Raw genomic sequence first — 15,980 nt, 5'->3', positions numbered from 1 at the left:
GCTGTGGCTCCGGGGCGGCTAGGTCTCCGGGGCGGCTAGGTCTCCGAGGCGGCGCCGGAACGGCTGCGCGCGACGATCGACGAGGCGGCGAAGTTGACGATCAGGGTCATCACAAAGAGCGCGAGACCGGCGGCCATCAGCGCGGACATGCCGAACGGGCTGGCCTCGCCGTACCGCAGCGCGATCAGGGACGAGACGGAGCTGGTGCCGCTCTGCAGCACGTGCCACTGGATCTGGAAGACCGGCGAGATGATCAGGTAGACCGCGATGGTCTCCCCCAGGGCGCGGCCGAGGCCGAGCATGGTGCCGCCGATCATGCCGCCCTTGCCGAACGGCAGGACGACGCTGCGGATCATGCCCCAGCGGGTGGCGCCGAGCGCGTAGGCACCCTCGCGCTCGCCCGCCGGTGCCTGGGTGAAGACCTCGCGCATCACCGAGCAGATGATCGGCGCGACCATCAGGGCCACCACCACACCCGCGATAAAGGTCGAGGAGGTGTAGACGGTCTCGGTGGCCAGCGGGTCACGCGGGTCGGCGCCGACCACCCCGAAGGGCGGGAACCAGCCCAGATAGGTGGAGATCCAGCGGGCGGTGGGCAGTACCGCGCCCTCGAAGAAGAACAGTCCCCACAGTCCGTAGACCACGCTCGGCACGGCCGCCATCAGGTCGACGACGCCGATCAGTGTGCCCCGGAGGCCCGGCCGCGCGTACTCGGAGATGTAGAGCGCACCGCCGACCGCGAGCGGCACCGCCACCACGATGGCCACCAGCGCGATCAGCACCGTACCGACGAGCACCGCCGCGATGCCGAAGCGTCCGGCGTCCGGCTCCCAGGTCTCGGTGGTCAGGAAGGACCAGCCGGCCCGGTCGAGCGCGGGCCATGCCCGGTACAGCAGGAAGCCGCCGACCAGCAGCATCACCGCGAGCACCAGCCCGCCGCCGCCGCGGGCGACCGAGCGGAAGACCCGGTCGGGCAGCCCGGGGTCGGCGTACAGCCCGCGCGGCGTGTCCCCGGTCGGCGGGCCGTCGGCGGCGAATCCGCCGGAGGCCGCGCCCGGCGCCGCTGGTTCCCTGGTTCGTCTCAGCACAACTCGACGCTCGGTGGCGCCGGTTGACATGCGCGCACCGCTGTCTGAACGAGGGCCCCCCTAGGGGCAACTTCCGGTGACGAAGGTGTGTGCGTGTCGTGGGAATCCTGCCGAGACATCACCGCCGCGCGGCGGGCTCCGGCGCCTCAGCCCCCGCTCCACGGCACCTCTCCGCTCTCACCGAAGCCGCGCAGCAACTCGCAGAACCGGACATAGGACGCGCGGCACGTCGAGTAACGCTCGTACGAACGGGCGGACACGATCATGCGGCGGCCGTCCTCGTCCCGGACGGCCCACATCCATCCATTGCCCTCCACCGCGTGCTGCACACCACCGCTCAGGACGGCGTGGCGGCGGCACAGTTCGGCGAAGGCCCCGCGGCACTGTTCGTACGAGCCGAACGTCACGGCCGACACGGCGACCACCCGTCCGTTCTGTGCGACGATGCGCCAGCCGTAACGGCCGTCGGCGTCGATGCCGGTCTGACAACGGACGCCTCCGGCGCTCCGTAATCTCCCGCTCTCCTCACCCGAAACCACGGTCTCCACCCCTGCCACTCGTCCCGGTAGGGCCGCAGGTACGGCCCGCAGAGCAGCAGGTGCAACCTAGTGAGACGGTCGTGACAGCCGGGAACCAAACGAACACCAGGCGCCATGATTCGTACAGAAGTTGCCTCTTGGTCATCATCCGGCCATCGGCTGACACCGCCGGGCCCGTGGACCGGGGGCGCTGTCCGGAGGGGAGTGTTCCTCGCGGAACATCAGTGATTGACTCGGCGTCACAAAGGCCAGACCGGTGCCCCGCGTTCCGGTAAATCGGCTGTCCGAAGGAGAAGTTCAATGACCGAGCAGCAAGGGCCCGGCGAGATCTCACGGCAGGAGGGGACAGCCGCGGCCGGCGCCTCAGAGCCGTCCGGCGCACGCCGGACGCCCGGCGGGACCGCGGCCGGCGAGGCCGCCGCCCGGAGCGGGACCGGCGGCGGAACGCGGCCGTCCGAGCCGGGCCCGGCCACCGGCGCGGCGGCCACGGCGCCCACCGCAGCCTCCACCGCCTCCGCCGCGCCCGCCCCGTCCACCGCACACACCACCAGCACCCCGGACCGGGCCGCCGCCACGCCCGCCCGGTCCGGCGCGGCCCAGGGGGCCGACCGGAGCGCGGAGGCGGCCACTCCGGCGACCACCGGCGCCACACCGGCCACCCCGAGCGGCAACGCGGCAGCCGCCTCCGGAGGTGTCCCGCCGGAGGCGGACGCCCTCGCGCAGCCCGGCCGGCCGAACCGGCCGCTGCTCGCGGGCGCCGCCATGGCAGGCGCCGTACTCGTCGCCGTACCGCTCCTGTTGATGGGATCGGGACCGGATCAGCCCAAGTCCGCCGCCGGGGTCGGTCCGGCCGCCGACACCGTGCTCGGCGACGACGTGCCGAACGCGCCCGGTGCCTATGTCCCGCAGAGCCCCTCGCCCTCCAAGTCCTCGCCCCCGCCCTCGAAGTCGGCCGACACGGTGCGCAAGGCGGCCGTGAACGTTCCGCCGCCGGTCTCCCCGTCCCCGAAGCCGTCGAAGTCGGAGCCGAAGCCCAAGGCCAAGGCCCCGAAGAAGAAGCCGGCCAAGGCGGAGTCCATCGCCTCGCGCTACACCAAGGACGCCGCCTTCGAGACGGGCGCGAAACTCTGCCAGGGCCAGGCGTGGACCTCGCACAACGACCGGACCGCGCTGCGTGTCCAGTACGACGGCAATCTCGTCCTCTACCGGGACGGCAAGGCCACCTGGGCCGCTCCGGGCGCGCTCGGCCGTGGCGGGCACTGCCTCTATCTCCAGCCGGACGGGAACTTCGTCCTCTACAACGCGAAGCACGAGCCGCTGTGGGCCACCGGAAACTGGCTCAAGGCCGTCTATGTCACCGTCCAGGACGACGGGAATCTCGTCCTGTACAACAAGGACGGCAGGCCGGTCTGGGCGACCAACACCGTCGGCTGACCGCACGGCCGGAGGGGCGTCAGGGGGCCGGGGCCGGCCGAACCGGCTCCCGGCCCCCGTCCGTGCGGGGCCGGAACGGCTCGCGGGAGCGGGCCTCTTGAGCGCCCGCCGGGGGCATCATGCTTGGATGACCACAGCTTGTGCGGTGCTCCGTCCCGGGCGCCGGCGCTGTCGGCCCGCACGGGCCGCCGGCACCATCGCACCGGCTCTGACGTGTGGAAAGAGCCCTTCTTCTGAAGGGTCGGAAGTGATGCGGGGGTGGCGCGGCGATGTCCGGAGCCAAGGAGACGGCGGCGTTCGCGGAGTCGCTGCGCGAGCTGAAGGAGCGCTCCGGACTCAGCTACGGAGTGCTCGCGAAGCGGCTGCACATGAGCACCTCGACCCTTCACCGGTACTGCAACGGGGACGCGGTGCCGGTGGACTACGCCCCGGTGGAGCGGCTGGCCCGGCTCTGCCGGGCGACACCCTCCGAGCTGGTCGAGCTGCACGGGCAGTGGGTGCTGGCCGACGCGGTACGGGTGGCCGCACGGAAGACGGAGCCGTCCAAGCCGGTCCCCGAGGCCGCCGGGGAGCCCGGCCCCCCGGACGGCCCCGAGTCCGCCGCCGGGGACGGAGCGGAACCGGACCCGGCGCACAACGCCGCCCCCGTCCCGCACCCGGCGCATGACACCGCTCCCGTCCCGCCCCCGGCTCCCGGCCCCGCCCGGGACGGGGAGGCCGCCGGGGCCGTACGGGGACCGGCACGCACCTCTCGGCGGCGCGTTCTGCTCACCGCCGCCGCCGTCGCCCTGGTGGTCATCGGCGGGACGGTCGTCGCGAACATCGCCTCCGGGCAGAAGACCGGCGCGGGCAGGGAACTGTCCGCCGGGGACCGGGCGATGGAGTCACCGCGGGAGCGGCCCCCGGCCGCCTCCGGCTCCGCCGGCCCGTCACCGTCCGCCACCGCCTCCCGGACGAGCAGCCCCCGTCCGACCCACTCGCCCTCCCCGACCGGCGGACCCGGGGCCGCCGCGTCCGGCGCCGGCACGGCCGGTGACACCGGCCGTGCCACCGGGCCGCTGCTGACCGTCAACGCCCGCGCCAACGCCTGGGAAGGCCCCTGCAGCCAGCATTATCTGGTGAACAAGGAACCGGCAGAGGTGCCACCGCCACCGCTCGCGCAGGACGCCACGGGCTGGGCGAGCGCGATGGGCGCGGTCGCCTCCGGAGCGCAACTGCTCGCGCTGACCGTCCAGGGCACGGCCGAGGACACCGTCGTCCTCGAAGCGCTGCACGTACGGGTACGGAGCACCGGTGCGCCGCTCGCCTGGAACGACTACGCCATGGGTGTCGGCTGCGGCGGCGGCGTCGGCACGAAGTCCTTCGGCATCGACCTCGACGCCGGCCGGCCCACCGCGGACCCCAAGGCGGGCCAGCGGGACTTCCCGTACAAGGTGAGCGAGTCGGATCCCGAGGTCTTCTACATCAAGGCCGTCACCAGCACCCAGGACGTGCGCTGGTATCTGGAGCTGGACTGGTCGAGCGGCTCGCGCCACGGCACCGTACGCGTCGACGACCACGGCAGCCCGTTCCGTACGAGCGCCGACACGGGCCGGCCCGCGTACGACTATCCGATCGGCGGCGACGCCTGGCAGGTGGCGGCCACCCCCTGAAGGGGCCCGCCGGGGCCGGCCGGAAACGCCCGCCGGGTGTCTCCCGGACCACTGGGCCAGTGGTCCGGGAGACGCCCGGCGCCGCGTCCGGAGCGTACCTACGCCTTGGTCACCGTCCGTGCGGCGTTGTAGCCCTCCACCCTCAGCGCGGGCCGGCCCGAGGCAAGCGCCTCGGCGGGCCAGGAGAGGGTGACGGTCCGCGACTCACCGGGCAGCAGCCACAGGTAGTTGTCGCCGTACAGCGTGGGCAGCACCCGCCGGCCGTCCTTCGCGTCCAGCAGCGACAGCCGCACCATCGCGGCGACCGCCGAGCCGCGGTTGTGGACCGTCGCCGTCATCCCGCGACGCTCGCCCGACCGGGTGACCCGGCCGATGTCGGCGGAGACCTTCACCGACTTGACCTTGTTGAGCGCCTTCATGTCGGCCGGGTCGCGGTAGCGCCAGTACGTGTTCTCCGACAGGACCTCGCCCCGGCCGTCCTCCAGACTCAGCCGCAGCAGATGGAAGTCCGGCAGGCCGTCGGTCCAGCCGACGTCGAAAGCCCGCGCGGTGGTGGACGACGCCACGTCCACCTTCGTGTGGCGGGCGGCGCCGAGCTGCCGTCCGTTCAGATCGAGGAGGCGCGCCGTGACGGTGGCGTCCTTCAGGCCCTGCGGCGTGTGATTGACCGCGACGACCTGCCAGCTCTCCGGATCCGCCTGGACATGGAAGGGCTCGCACGCCTTGCGCGCGCCGTAGTAGGTGCCGTTGACGTCGAAGTCGTAGTCGTAGGTCTGCCACACCGTGCTGTGCCACGCCGGGTGGGACATCCACAGCATCAGGCCGCTGGCGTCCTTCCACAGATGGGCGTTCCACGCCTCGAACATCGCCCGCGTGTTCTCGTAGTTCACGAGCTGCGCCTTGCGCGCGAAGTCGTCCAGGTCCTCGGCCGTGCCGAGGCGGGTCTCGATGGCGGCCTGGTAGTTCTGCGGCGCCTGATTCCCCCGGGTGCTCCAGTCGTGGTAGTACCACGCGCCGCCGATCGGCCACTCCGGCTCGTCACCGACGAGATTGCGCACGCTTTCCGCCGTGGACACCACGGGCATACCGATCTCGGTGTGGAAGCCGAAGCTGCCGCTGCCGTAGGTGGACGGCGAGAAGTAACGCTCCGGCTCCACCCAGCCGTACGGGCCGCCGCCGGTGACAATGCCGCCCGCGGAGTTGTTCTGGTAGAACAGCCCCGGCGCCTCCGCCTGGACCGCGTCCCGCATACCGCTGTTGATCGGCTCGGGCGGATTGCCCTCGTTGGCGCCGCACCAGACGACCACACTGGGGTGGATGCGATAACGCCGGACGGTGTCCCGCGCCAGGTCGACAAACGCCTGGTGGTCCGGCGGGTCCATCGCCCACGCGTTGGGGAAGTCGTTCCACACCAGCAGGCCGTGTTCGTCACAACTGGCGTAGAACTCCTCGCGGTTGACGGAGCCGACCCAGTTCCGGATCATCGTGAAGTTCATGTCGCGGTGCATCCGCACGGCCGCGTCCATCCGGGCGGCGGGCATCCGGCGCAGCAGCTCGTCCCAGCCCCAGTTGCCGCCGCGGCAGAACACCCGGACGCCATTGACCACGATCTTCAGCGGATCCGAGGTGTTGTCCACCGATGTCACATCGGTCCAGGTGTCGCCGTCGTCGGAGACCTGGATCACATAGGTCTTCGGGTAGGCCTGCTCCCACACGATGACGACCCGGTCGAAGGAGACCGAGGCGCCCAGATCGACCTGGATCCACTGGTTGTCCTCGTAGGCGGAGGACCAGCGGGTGCCGGGGTTGCCATCGGTGGCGTTGGCGGCCGGGTTCGAACCGTCGTCGGACGAGGCCCTGACCGTCTTGCGCAGGGCCAGGTCGGTGCCGGGCGAGGCGCTGTCGATCACCGAGAGGCTCCAGAGCGAGGTACCCCAGCTCGTCGCCCGCGCACCGCCGTTGATCCGGACATAGCGGCCGCTCGTGGCGGTGAAGTCCACGTTCTGCAGGCTCGCGTCGCCGCCCTGGAAGGGCAGCGGCACCGCCGAGTTGTCCACCGACTTCACATCGGTCCAGGTGTCACCGTCGGCGGAGACCTGCACGACATAGGTCTTCGCGTACGCCTGCTCCCACGTCAGGTCGACGCGGTCGAACGAGACGGCGGAGCCCAGGTCGACCTGGATCCACTGGTCGTCCTCGAAGGCCGAGGACCAGCGGGTGTTCGCGTCGCCGTCGGTGACATGGGAGGCCGGGTTCGCCGGGTCGTCCACGGACCGCGCGGTCGCCGTCCTGTGCAGGGCCAGGTCGGTGTCCGGCGCGGCGCTGTCGAAGACCGAGAGGCTCCAGAGCGAGGAACCCCAGCTCGTGGCGCGGGTGAGGCAGTTGACCCGTACGTACCGCGCCTTCTGGGCGCCCAGCGGCACCGACTGCGTGTACGCGTCCGTGCCCGCGCCGAAGGGCAGCTTCACCTCGTATTCGTAACCGAACTGGCGGATCCCGAAGCGGGTGGTGCGCCGGTCGCTCTCCTCGCCGCCGACCGAGGCGGTCAGGGTCAGATCGTGCAGCTCCGGCTTGCCGTAGCCGTTGGGCCACCACAGCTTCGGGTTGCGCAGCCGCAGCCGTCCGTAGGAGGCGGGCGCGAAGGTCACGTCGACGGTCTCACCGGCGGGCACCGTGACGGTCTGAGAGACCTTGACGTCGTCGAACGCGGCGGAGACGGTCACCCGCCTGCTCGCGGAGTCGGCGTTGCGCACCGGGACCACGATCGTCACCTCGGCGCTGCTCGTGTCGGGCAGGCCGGGGAGCTTGGTGTCCACCCGGGGGTCGCCGATCACGGCGTGCCCGGTCGAGCGCAGCCGTACATGGTTCCAGATCCCGGAGACCCGGTCGCGCACGGCGGGCATCCAGTCCCAGCCGGAAGAGGCCAGATACGTCGGCGAGTTGCGGTTCATCATGGTGGCGCCGGCGTCCACGAAGGCCAGACCGGCCGGCCCCTTGTCACCGGGGCTGCCCGGCAGGGGCATGGGCGTGATCCGGACCGCCAGCGCCTGCTCGCCGCCGGCCGTCAGCAGCTCCGTCACATCGTGGGCGGAGCGGGCGAAGGGGTAGGTCAGGCCACCCACCTGGTGGCCGTTGAGCCAGATGTCGGCCTTGTGGTTGACACCGTCGAACTCCAGCCAGACATGGCGCCCGGAGCCGGTGCGCAGCCCGCGCGGCAGCCGGAAGCCGCGCCGGTACCACCAGGAGTGGCGGGACAGCGCCTCGGGGATGTGGAGATTGTTGAAACCGGCCACCGGATCGGGCAGATGGCCCTGGTCGACCAGCGAGGTCAGGACCGTGCCGGGGACGGTCGCGGGCAGCCAGCGGCTGTCGTCCACCGCCGGCCGGGACAGCTCCGCGCCCTCACCGCCGGCCCAGTCGTCCATGGTCAGGGTCCAGCCCGACTCCAGCGGCACCGTGCCGTCGGCCGCGACCTTGAGTTCGGGGGCCTTGTGCTGGTGGGTCCCCCAGTCGGTCCAGCCGGTGGCCGCGGGCCGGTGGCCCCTGTCCTTGCCGTACACCTCGAAGCCGTTCAGACCCAGCGGGTTGGCGTTGGAGCGCTTGCGCACCGTCATCCGCACCCAGCGCGCGACCACGGGCTTGGCGAGCTTGATCTCCATCACGCCGCCGGTGCCGGAGGTGGTCCGGTAGACGGCCGTCCACGAGCGGTGGTCCCGGGACGTCTCGATGACGAAGTCCACCGCGCAGCTCGACAGGACCTCCTGGCCGGTCGTGCTGTCACGCGGATTGCCGCCGGTGGAGGGCACGAACACCGGGTCGTCGGCGGTGGCCTCGAAGGTCAGCCGGACGGAGTCCACGTCGCAGTCCGCCTGGAGGTCGACGGATATCCACTGCGGGTCGCCGTCGGCGGCGCGCCATCCGGTCCCCCGCACTCCGACGGAGTTGACCTTGTCGACCACGAACTCACCCGGCGTGGGCGCGTAGTCGGTGGAGGACACCGAGACCGGGCGGTAGGCGGCGAGTTCGCCGCGCGAGGCGGTGCCTCCCGGGGCGGCCTGCTCCGTCGCATAGCTGTTCGCGGGAAGCACGACCCCGAGACCGAAGCCCGCGAGCAGGGTTGAGCCGGTCCCGACAACCGATCGGCGGGAGAGGTGAGGCGACTGATTCGGCATGTGCAGCTAGTCCATTCCAGGGTGAGCCCAGTGGTGAGCCCAGGGGGCAGGCGGCCCGACACAGCGTGTCTGACAACGTTGCCATAGGCTTTAATCCGTCACCGGTTCTGTCAAGACCTGCCGCAACGTCCGTTTTCTGGGCGGGCGAGCAACGCCCCGCCGGACGGACCGGCCCGTCCGGCGGGGACCGCGGGCCCGGGTGTACGGCCGGCCGCCGCGCGCCGCGTCCGTCCTCGCGCCCCGACCCACTCTCCGCGGCAGGGGGATCCGGGCGGCGCCCGGCGCCTTGCCGAATCGGTGCGGGACGCCCTATCGCCGCGTCACCGGGCCGACGCCGAGATGGACCATCAACGCGTCGAGTTCCCTGTCGAGTTCCAGTCCGACGTCCAGGACGGCCGGGTCGCCGAATCCGGCGAATACCGTGCTCGGCTGGTCAAGGGCGAAGACCGTGTGCGCGTCGGCGTCCTCGTACAGCGCGACTCGCAGGGGCGCGTAGAGCAGGACGGCGGGGTCGTGGCGGAACATCCGTTCCGCTATCACATGGTTGCCCATGAGGTATTCCACATAGGGCCGCTCATGACCGGCCGGCGCCATCAACGGTTTCACATCGACGGCGGCGTAGATCATAAACGTGTGTGGCGCGTTCGCCGCGATCGCCGATTTCATCTCCTCCCAGGTCGCCCGGCGCTCGACCAGTCCGGTGACGCGCTTGATGTCGAGTGGCGGCACGGCGCGCTCGAAGCGGGAACGGAACTCTTCAAAAGGAGAGTCGATGACAATCCTCAGCCGGGTCATGGCGTGATCGGTAGCCTGAACAGCGGTCGACGGTGTCACCGTCATAGCGCTCATCCCTTTCCAGGACATCCTCCGGGCGGCGCTCCATCAGTCGTCCGGACGGGCAGTCGCCGCCGGAGGTTCATTGTTCGCTTTCCGATAGGTGCCCTTCTCGCTGTCCACGCTAGAACCGTGACTTTCAATCCGCAAGCCAGGGCTCGGACGGCCGCCGCCACGGAAATCCGGTAGCGCGCTCGGTGAACGCCCGCTCCGGCGCCGCGTTTGCGGCGAAAGGCGGAGAGCGTACTTTTGGGTACAGCGCCGGCACGGCTCCGGGAAACACCGTCCCGGTTCGTAAAACACGACGGACCGCGGCCAAACCGCTCAATGCCGTGAGGCCGGAGCGCGGCGTATCGCGGGGTGGGCGGACGCGACCGGCAGACGCGACGGGAGGCCCCGATGAGACTTCTGGTGGTGGGTGCCGGCGCCACGGGTGGGTACTTCGGCGCCAGGCTGGTCCGCGCGGGCAGGGACGTCACCTTCCTGGTGCGTCCCGGGCGGGCCGCCGTCCTCCGGGAACGAGGGCTGCGGATCAAAGGCTCAGGAGAGGACGACCGCATCACTCCGCGGCTGGTCACGGCGGGCGAACTCCGCGATTCCTACGATGTGATCCTGCTGTCCGTGAAGGCGACGGCACTGGCCCGGGCCATGGACGACATCGCCCCGGCCGTGGGCGCGTCCACTTCGGTACTGCCGGTCCTGAATGGCATCGGGCACCTTGATCAGCTCAGCGCCCGATTCGGCGAGGAGTCGGTGCTGGGCGGGGTCGCCCTGCTGGCCACGTCCGTGGACGCCCAGGGCGACATCGCCGTACTCGCTCCCGGCGCGACGCTGACAATCGGCGAGCTGAGCGGCGGCGGCGAATTGCGCGCGGACCGGGCTCTGGAACTGCTCAGTGGCGCGGGCTTCGAGGTCACGGCCGTCAACAACATTCTCGCCGAGATGTGGGGCAAGTGGGTTTTCATCGCGACCGCGGGTGCGATCACCTGCCTCATGCGCGGCACCGTCGGGGACATCGTCTCCGTACCCGGTGGTACGGATTTCGCGCGGGCCGTTCTCGCCGAGACGGGCGCCGTGGCCGCCGCCGCGGGATTCCCGCTCGCCGAGAAACAGCACGCCGTCATCCAGAACACCGTCACACAGCCCGGTTCGCCCTTCGCGCCGTCCTTCTACCGGGACGTGGCGGTGGGCCGTTCGACAGAGGTCGAGCATGTCTTCGGCGATCTGATCCGGCGGGCCGCCGCATTGTCCGTCGACACTCCACTCATGGATCTCGCGACCATGCATCTACGTGTCCACCAGCACCGCTTGGCAGCGGGGAACAGCCCATAGGGCCTTGCGGGTGGATCTGGCCGTCGGCGCACGCGAGCCCAGCGAAATCCACACGAGAGGCCGCAACGGCGCAGCGGGCGTGCGGTGCAATTCCCTTCCGGGTCACAACGCCGGGCACGACGGATGGGCGTCAGCCGGGCCGCGACGGCTCGGCGTCAGGCCGCGTACTGATAGGCCGGGTAGGTCAGATAGCCCTGGTCACCGCCCTGGTAGTACGTGGCGTCGTCGACGGGAGCGATCGGGAGTCCGTTGCGCAGTCGCTCGACCAGATCGGGGTTGGCGATGAAGGCACGGCCGAAGCTGATGAGATCGGCGCCGAGCCCGAGCCAGCGGTCGGCGTCGTCGCGGCCGGTCTGCTTCGCCCCCATGGGAAGCACCGGATTCATGATGAGGGCGCCCGGCCACGCACGGCGCAGGCCGACGAGCACCTCTGTGTCGGTGGTGGCTTCGAGGTGGATGTAGCCGAGGTCGAGGCGGGACAGCTCGGCCAGCAACGCGGCGTAGAGCTCGGCGACATCGGTCTCCTCGACCCCCCAGAACGTCCCGCCCGGGGAGAGGCGGATGCCGGTCCTGGCACCGCCGATGGCGTCGACGGTCGCGGACACCGCCTCGACGGCGAACCGGATCCGATTGGCCACGGAACCCCCGTAGCGGTCGGTGCGCCGGTTGGCGTTGGACGAGAGGAACTGCGAGATCAAGTAGCCGTTGGCGCCGTGCAGTTCCACGCCGTCGAAACCGGCGTCGACGGCGCGGCGGGCGGCCTGGGCGTACGACTGGGCCTGCCCGGCCACTTCGCCGGTGTCCAGGGCACGCGGCACCGGCGCGGGCTGGGGACCTGTGGGGGTGAACACATCGCCGGTGGCGGCCAGGGCCGAGGGCCCGACGGGCTGCGTACCGGTGGTCTCGGGGTGCGAGACCCGTCCGCCGTGCATGAGCTGCGCGAAGATCCGGCCGCCATTGGTGTGCACGGCGGCCGTCACGGGGCGCCACGCGGCCACCTGCTCGTCCGTGTGCAGTCCCGGGGTACCGGGGTTGGACTGCCCGAGCAGGCTCGGCTGCACTCCCTCGGTCACGATCAGCCCGGCCGTCGCGCGCTGGGCGTAATACGTCGCCATGGACGGCGTCGCCAGGCCCCCGGCCGCGGCCCGTACACGGGTCATCGGGGCCATCACCACCCGGTTGGGCAGCGTCAGATCACCGAGCCGGTAGGTGCCGAAAAGCGTTGTCACGTGGGGCCTCCTTCGCCCGTCGCCCGTATCTCGGGGACACCGGCTACGCTAAAACCTGACATTGATGTCAGAGGCAAGTCGTATGGCACAGGTCACACCCTGGAGGCGGCGTGCGCATCGGAGAGCTCGCGATACGGGCCGGAGTCAGCGTCCGTTCCCTGCGGTACTACGAGCAACAGGGGCTGCTCAGCAGCAGTCGAAGCACCAGTGGGCAGCGGCATTACACGGACACCGAGATCGAGCGGGTCGCGTTCATCCAGCGGCTCTACGCCGCCGGCCTGTCCAGCCGCACCATCGCCGAACTACTGCCCTGCGTCGACGCCCCCAACGAGGACCATTCCGACGCCGCGCTGGAGAGGATGGCGCAGGAGCGCGAACGGCTCTCCGAGCGCATCGCCGACCTCGTGCGCACCAGGGACGCGCTCGACGGACTGATGGCCGCGGCCCGCGCGTACAGGGAAGAACAGCGAACGGCAGTCGCCGGCTGACCGGCTGGGCGGCGGCCCGGTGATCGACCGGGCGGGGGCCGGTCCTGACGGGCGTTCGGGCACCAAGAGATCGCCGACCGGACGATCGAAGACCTCTTGAGCGAGTACGAATGAGTCGCACCGCTCGGCGAACGGCCCCCAGCCTTTACGGGTTGCGGGCTTCGTCGTGTACTGGCCGCACTTGTTAAGCCGCTGGTTGCTGGATGCACCTGTCGCGTCGATTTCTGTCTCGCTGATGCACGGGCGCCCCGGGAGTTCCGTCCGGTTCGCCCTCTACGCATGGACGGGCAGAGTGCTGACACTCGCTGTATGGGGGCTGCGAAGAAGTCGACGCGCAGGCTGGGCGGGGCACGGCTGCTGTGCCCGTATTGCGGTCTGCCACAGGAACGGGTGGCGACGATCGAACACGACTGGGTGCTGTTGGAGCCGGACATGACTCCGCTCGCCCACGTGGTGCCGGCGGAGTACCGGTGGATCGAGACGTCCGACGGACGGGTGGCGGTGTACGGCGTCTGCCCTCCCGATCCGTTCCAGCGGTGCCGCATCGAACATCGTCTGGCCTGTCCCGAGCAAGCCCTGCCGGACCTGTGGCCGTGGTTGACGAGTCTGCGAGGGGAGAACGCGCGGCAAGCCGAGCGGCTGAATGCGCCCGAGCCACCCCGCCCTCCCGAGGAGTGGCCGGACGCCGGATGACGGGCATCGGCTGAACAGCGGACAGCGCAGCGCGGGTCCGAAGGAATGGGCCCGCGACTTCGTGCGCTCACGCTCTCTGCCTGCGGAAGCGGAGGCCGTCATCAGCGATCGGTTGCGCGAACGGGCGAACCCGGGAGACTTCGTGATCCTGGGTACAGCTCCTGGACCCAGCCTGGACCCAGCCATGCTCCGGGCGACCTCTGGCACGAGTACCGCCGTTACGAACGGCTGCGTCGATGGCCATGAGGAGCCCAATGGCAGGAAGATCAAGAACGCTATGGGCTGGTAGCCGTGGTTGCCCACACAAGAGTCGCTACGCAGCGTGACTGATGCGAGAACATTCACCTCTCAGGTCAACGGACCTCGGACCCCGACGGGACCGCAGAGGGCACCGGGGGCGGGATCGTAGTGGGGGGAGAGGGGGTGGTGCTGGAGTGCTGTGCGGGTGGTGCCGGGTGGGGGCGGTGCGGAGTGGTGGAGGACAGCAGGAGGGCGAGGGCGGCCGCGGCCGCGGCGGTGGCCGTGATGGCGGTGGCGATGGTCAGCATCCGGCGGATCCGGCGGATGCCCCAGCTCCTTCCGGCAGGCGGGCGGGCGGGTGAGAGGTCGTGGGCGCTGATGAGCTCCCCGCGCGCTTCGAACGCGGCGCGCAGCCGTTCCTCCATCGGTGCCGGAGTGTTCATCGGTCCACCTCCAAGAGTCTTTCCAGGGTGGTGAGCGCACGGCTTGCGGTGGACTTGACGGTGCCGCGGGAGATGCCGAGGGTCTCGGCGATCTGCGCCTCGCTGAGGTCGGACCAGTAGCGCAGGATCAGGACCTCGCGCTGGCGGGCGGTGAGCTGGGCCAGCGCTCCGAAGACCTGCTGGTGTTCCTCGGCCAGCAGGAGCATTTCGTCGACCGGTGCCCCCGGACCCTGGTGGGGTGGGGTGTACGCGCGTGCGGTGCGCCGGCGGCGCAACACCGAGCGGGCGGCGTTGACCACCGCAGTGTGGAGGTATGCGTGCGCGTCCTGGAGGTCGTCCAGGCGTTCGCCGTGCCGACGGCAGACGGCGGCGAAGGCGTCCTGGACTACGTCCTCGGCGGTGTGCAGGTCGTCCACCAGGAAGACCGCCAGGCGGACCATGTCGAGCCGGCGCGTGCGGTACAGGTCGGCGAGTGTGGGGGCATCTTCCTCGTCATCCCGGCCGGCCACCGGACGCGGGCGCCCGAATCGCCGGCCGGTGTGCGGTGCGCCGGGCCCCGGGGACGAGGTGGTCCGGGCGCGGCGCAGGAGCCGGGCCCACCAGGGCAGGGCAAGGGTGAGCTGCATCGTCCTCGTTCAGATCAGGGGTAGGGCGGGGCCGGCACCGGTCGGCACCGACCTACCCGGTGGCTCAGCAGCCGGCGATACCCGGACAGGGGTGCTGTTCTCGTCGACCGAGACCGGAACCGGGTCGCCGTCAGGACGAGACTGTCGTCAAGGTCTGCAGCTCGGTGTCCGACAGATGCAGGTCCTGCGCCGCGAAGAGCGCCGGCAACTGCTCGACGGTGCGTGCGGAGGCGATCAGCGAGGTCACGGTCGGCTGCTGCGCGAGCCAGGCCAACGCCACAGTCGCCACCTCCACCCCCCGCGCCGACGCGATCTGGTCCAACGCGTCAAGCACCCCCACGCCGCGTTCAGTGTCCGCGTAGCCACCGGCCAGTCCGGGCACGTTGCGCACGCTCTCGATGCTCTTCCCGGGACGGTACTTGCCGGTGAGGAAGCCGGAGGCGAGCGCGAAGTACGGAACGCAGGCCAGGCCTTCGTCCTGCACGACGTCCCGCCGCGCACCCTCGTAGGTGTCGCGCGAGACGAGGTTGTACTGCGGCTGCAAGGCCACGTAGCGGGCGAGGCCTGCGCGATCGGAGAAGGCTATTGATGCAGAGAGCCGTTCCGGGCTGATGTTGGAAGCCGCGACGGCACGCACCTTGCCGGCCTTCACGAGATCGTCGAGAGCGGTGATGATCTCGTCTACGGGGATGGACTCGTCCCGGTCGAAATGGATGTAGTAAAGATCTATGTGGTCGGTACGCAGTCGCCGAAGGGACTCGTCGGCAGCGGCCTTGATGTTGGCGGGCGCAAGGCCCATGAACTCCGGGTGATCGCCGACCTTGGTTGCGACGACCACGTCGTCGCGGTTGCGGCGGGTAGCGAGCCACTCGCCGATGATGCTCTCCGACTGTCCCGGCTCGTTTCCGGGAAAATAATTCATGTATGAGTCGGCGGTGTCGACGAAGTTGCCGCCGGCGGCGACGTAGGCGTCGAGGACCGCGAACGACTGGGTTTTGTCGGCGGTCCAGCCGAAGACGTTGCCACCCAGGCAGAGGGGGGAAACAAGGAGGTCGGACGAGCCGAGAGGGCGAAGTTCAGTCACGTTGAAATCAACCGTTCAGATCAGGGGTGCGGCGGGGCCGGCGGATTGGGGACGCCGGTGCGGGTGCCGCTCATGAGGTGCCCTCCGGAGCGAGGTGGGGAAGCTGAAGGAGGACCTGGTCCACGA

At 70.6% G+C, this 15,980-nt stretch carries 13 protein-coding genes; 5 read left to right on the top strand and 8 right to left on the bottom strand.

Annotated features, from left to right (window positions below; all coding sequences use genetic code 11):
* Positions 1 to 35 precede the first annotated feature (35 nt).
* Together pstC and ABZ707_RS14805 are read right to left on the bottom strand one after the other, a co-directional pair.
* Entirely contained in the window at positions 36 to 1,088 is a 1,053-nt protein-coding gene (gene pstC, locus ABZ707_RS14810; RefSeq protein WP_360173366.1) for a phosphate ABC transporter permease subunit PstC, read from the bottom strand.
* A 146-nt stretch (positions 1,089 to 1,234) separates the two neighbouring features.
* Entirely contained in the window at positions 1,235 to 1,627 is a 393-nt protein-coding gene (locus ABZ707_RS14805) for a hypothetical protein (RefSeq protein ID WP_360173363.1), read from the bottom strand.
* Between the two features lie 300 nt (positions 1,628 to 1,927).
* Here ABZ707_RS14805 and ABZ707_RS14800 point away from each other — a divergent pair, with 300 nt between their 5' ends.
* Entirely contained in the window at positions 1,928 to 3,061 is a 1,134-nt protein-coding gene (locus tag ABZ707_RS14800) for a hypothetical protein (RefSeq protein ID WP_360173360.1), read from the top strand.
* 269 nt (positions 3,062 to 3,330) lie between these two features.
* Positions 3,331 to 4,713 carry a helix-turn-helix domain-containing protein gene (locus ABZ707_RS14795; protein ID WP_360173357.1) on the top strand — a complete coding sequence of 461 codons (1,383 nt, stop codon included), beginning with the start codon at positions 3,331 to 3,333 and terminating at the stop codon, positions 4,711 to 4,713.
* A 98-nt stretch (positions 4,714 to 4,811) separates the two neighbouring features.
* Here ABZ707_RS14795 and ABZ707_RS14790 read toward each other — a convergent pair whose 3' ends face one another.
* The gene (locus ABZ707_RS14790; protein WP_360173354.1) at positions 4,812 to 8,885 is read right to left on the bottom strand and encodes a discoidin domain-containing protein; all 4,074 of its coding nucleotides are present in this window, start codon (positions 8,883 to 8,885) and stop codon (positions 4,812 to 4,814) included.
* 309 nt (positions 8,886 to 9,194) lie between these two features.
* Positions 9,195 to 9,680, bottom strand: coding sequence for a DUF302 domain-containing protein (locus tag ABZ707_RS14785; protein WP_360173351.1), 486 nt, complete (start codon positions 9,678 to 9,680; stop codon positions 9,195 to 9,197).
* 438 nt (positions 9,681 to 10,118) lie between these two features.
* Between ABZ707_RS14785 and ABZ707_RS14780 the strand changes: the two genes are divergently transcribed.
* Positions 10,119 to 11,051 (top strand): ketopantoate reductase family protein, encoded by a 933-nt coding sequence (locus ABZ707_RS14780; RefSeq protein ID WP_360173348.1) that lies wholly within the window; start codon positions 10,119 to 10,121, stop codon positions 11,049 to 11,051.
* Positions 11,052 to 11,206: 155 nt separating this feature from the next.
* Here the strand turns inward: ABZ707_RS14780 and ABZ707_RS14775 are convergent, their stop codons facing one another.
* Positions 11,207 to 12,280: an alkene reductase gene (locus tag ABZ707_RS14775; RefSeq protein WP_360173345.1), complete on the bottom strand. Its 1,074-nt coding sequence runs from the start codon at positions 12,278 to 12,280 to the stop codon at positions 11,207 to 11,209.
* A gap of 110 nt (positions 12,281 to 12,390) precedes the next feature.
* On the opposite strand from ABZ707_RS14775, the gene ABZ707_RS14770 reads away from it, so the two are divergent.
* Together ABZ707_RS14770 and ABZ707_RS14765 are read left to right on the top strand one after the other, a co-directional pair.
* The gene (locus ABZ707_RS14770) at positions 12,391 to 12,768 is read left to right on the top strand and encodes a MerR family transcriptional regulator (RefSeq protein WP_360173342.1); all 378 of its coding nucleotides are present in this window, start codon (positions 12,391 to 12,393) and stop codon (positions 12,766 to 12,768) included.
* A 309-nt stretch (positions 12,769 to 13,077) separates the two neighbouring features.
* Positions 13,078 to 13,461, top strand: coding sequence for a DUF6083 domain-containing protein (locus ABZ707_RS14765; protein ID WP_360173339.1), 384 nt, complete (start codon positions 13,078 to 13,080; stop codon positions 13,459 to 13,461).
* 353 nt (positions 13,462 to 13,814) lie between these two features.
* On the opposite strand, the gene ABZ707_RS14760 is transcribed toward ABZ707_RS14765, so the two are convergent.
* From ABZ707_RS14760 to ABZ707_RS14750, 3 genes are all read right to left on the bottom strand, one after another.
* A complete protein-coding gene (locus ABZ707_RS14760) occupies positions 13,815 to 14,144 on the bottom strand; it encodes a hypothetical protein (protein WP_360173336.1) in 330 nt (109 codons plus the stop codon).
* On the bottom strand, positions 14,141 to 14,770 hold the full coding sequence (locus tag ABZ707_RS14755) for a SigE family RNA polymerase sigma factor (protein WP_360173333.1): 630 nt from the start codon (positions 14,768 to 14,770) through the stop codon (positions 14,141 to 14,143). Before ABZ707_RS14755 ends, ABZ707_RS14760 begins: the two co-directional genes overlap by 4 nt.
* A gap of 130 nt (positions 14,771 to 14,900) precedes the next feature.
* Positions 14,901 to 15,854, bottom strand: a complete 954-nt coding sequence (locus ABZ707_RS14750) for an aldo/keto reductase (RefSeq protein WP_360173330.1) — start codon at positions 15,852 to 15,854, stop codon at positions 14,901 to 14,903.
* Positions 15,855 to 15,980: the final 126 nt, after the last annotated feature.

This window comes from Streptomyces sp. NPDC006923, assembly GCF_040635655.1.
GTDB lineage: Bacteria > Actinomycetota > Actinomycetes > Streptomycetales > Streptomycetaceae > Streptomyces.
The sequence above is the reverse complement of the archived record's forward strand: the minus strand, read 5'-3'. Positions and strand labels throughout refer to the sequence as shown.

Coding starts and splice junctions, on each gene's coding strand:
- ABZ707_RS14800 (WP_360173360.1), top strand. CDS start 1,928: ATGACCGAGCAGCAAGGGCCCGGCGAGATCTCACGGCAGGAGGGGACA.
- ABZ707_RS14795 (WP_360173357.1), top strand. CDS start 3,331: ATGTCCGGAGCCAAGGAGACGGCGGCGTTCGCGGAGTCGCTGCGCGAG.
- ABZ707_RS14790 (WP_360173354.1), bottom strand. CDS start 8,885: ATGCCGAATCAGTCGCCTCACCTCTCCCGCCGATCGGTTGTCGGGACC.
- ABZ707_RS14785 (WP_360173351.1), bottom strand. CDS start 9,680: ATGACCCGGCTGAGGATTGTCATCGACTCTCCTTTTGAAGAGTTCCGT.
- ABZ707_RS14780 (WP_360173348.1), top strand. CDS start 10,119: ATGAGACTTCTGGTGGTGGGTGCCGGCGCCACGGGTGGGTACTTCGGC.
- ABZ707_RS14765 (WP_360173339.1), top strand. CDS start 13,078: ATGGGGGCTGCGAAGAAGTCGACGCGCAGGCTGGGCGGGGCACGGCTG.
- ABZ707_RS14760 (WP_360173336.1), bottom strand. CDS start 14,144: ATGAACACTCCGGCACCGATGGAGGAACGGCTGCGCGCCGCGTTCGAA.
- ABZ707_RS14755 (WP_360173333.1), bottom strand. CDS start 14,770: ATGCAGCTCACCCTTGCCCTGCCCTGGTGGGCCCGGCTCCTGCGCCGC.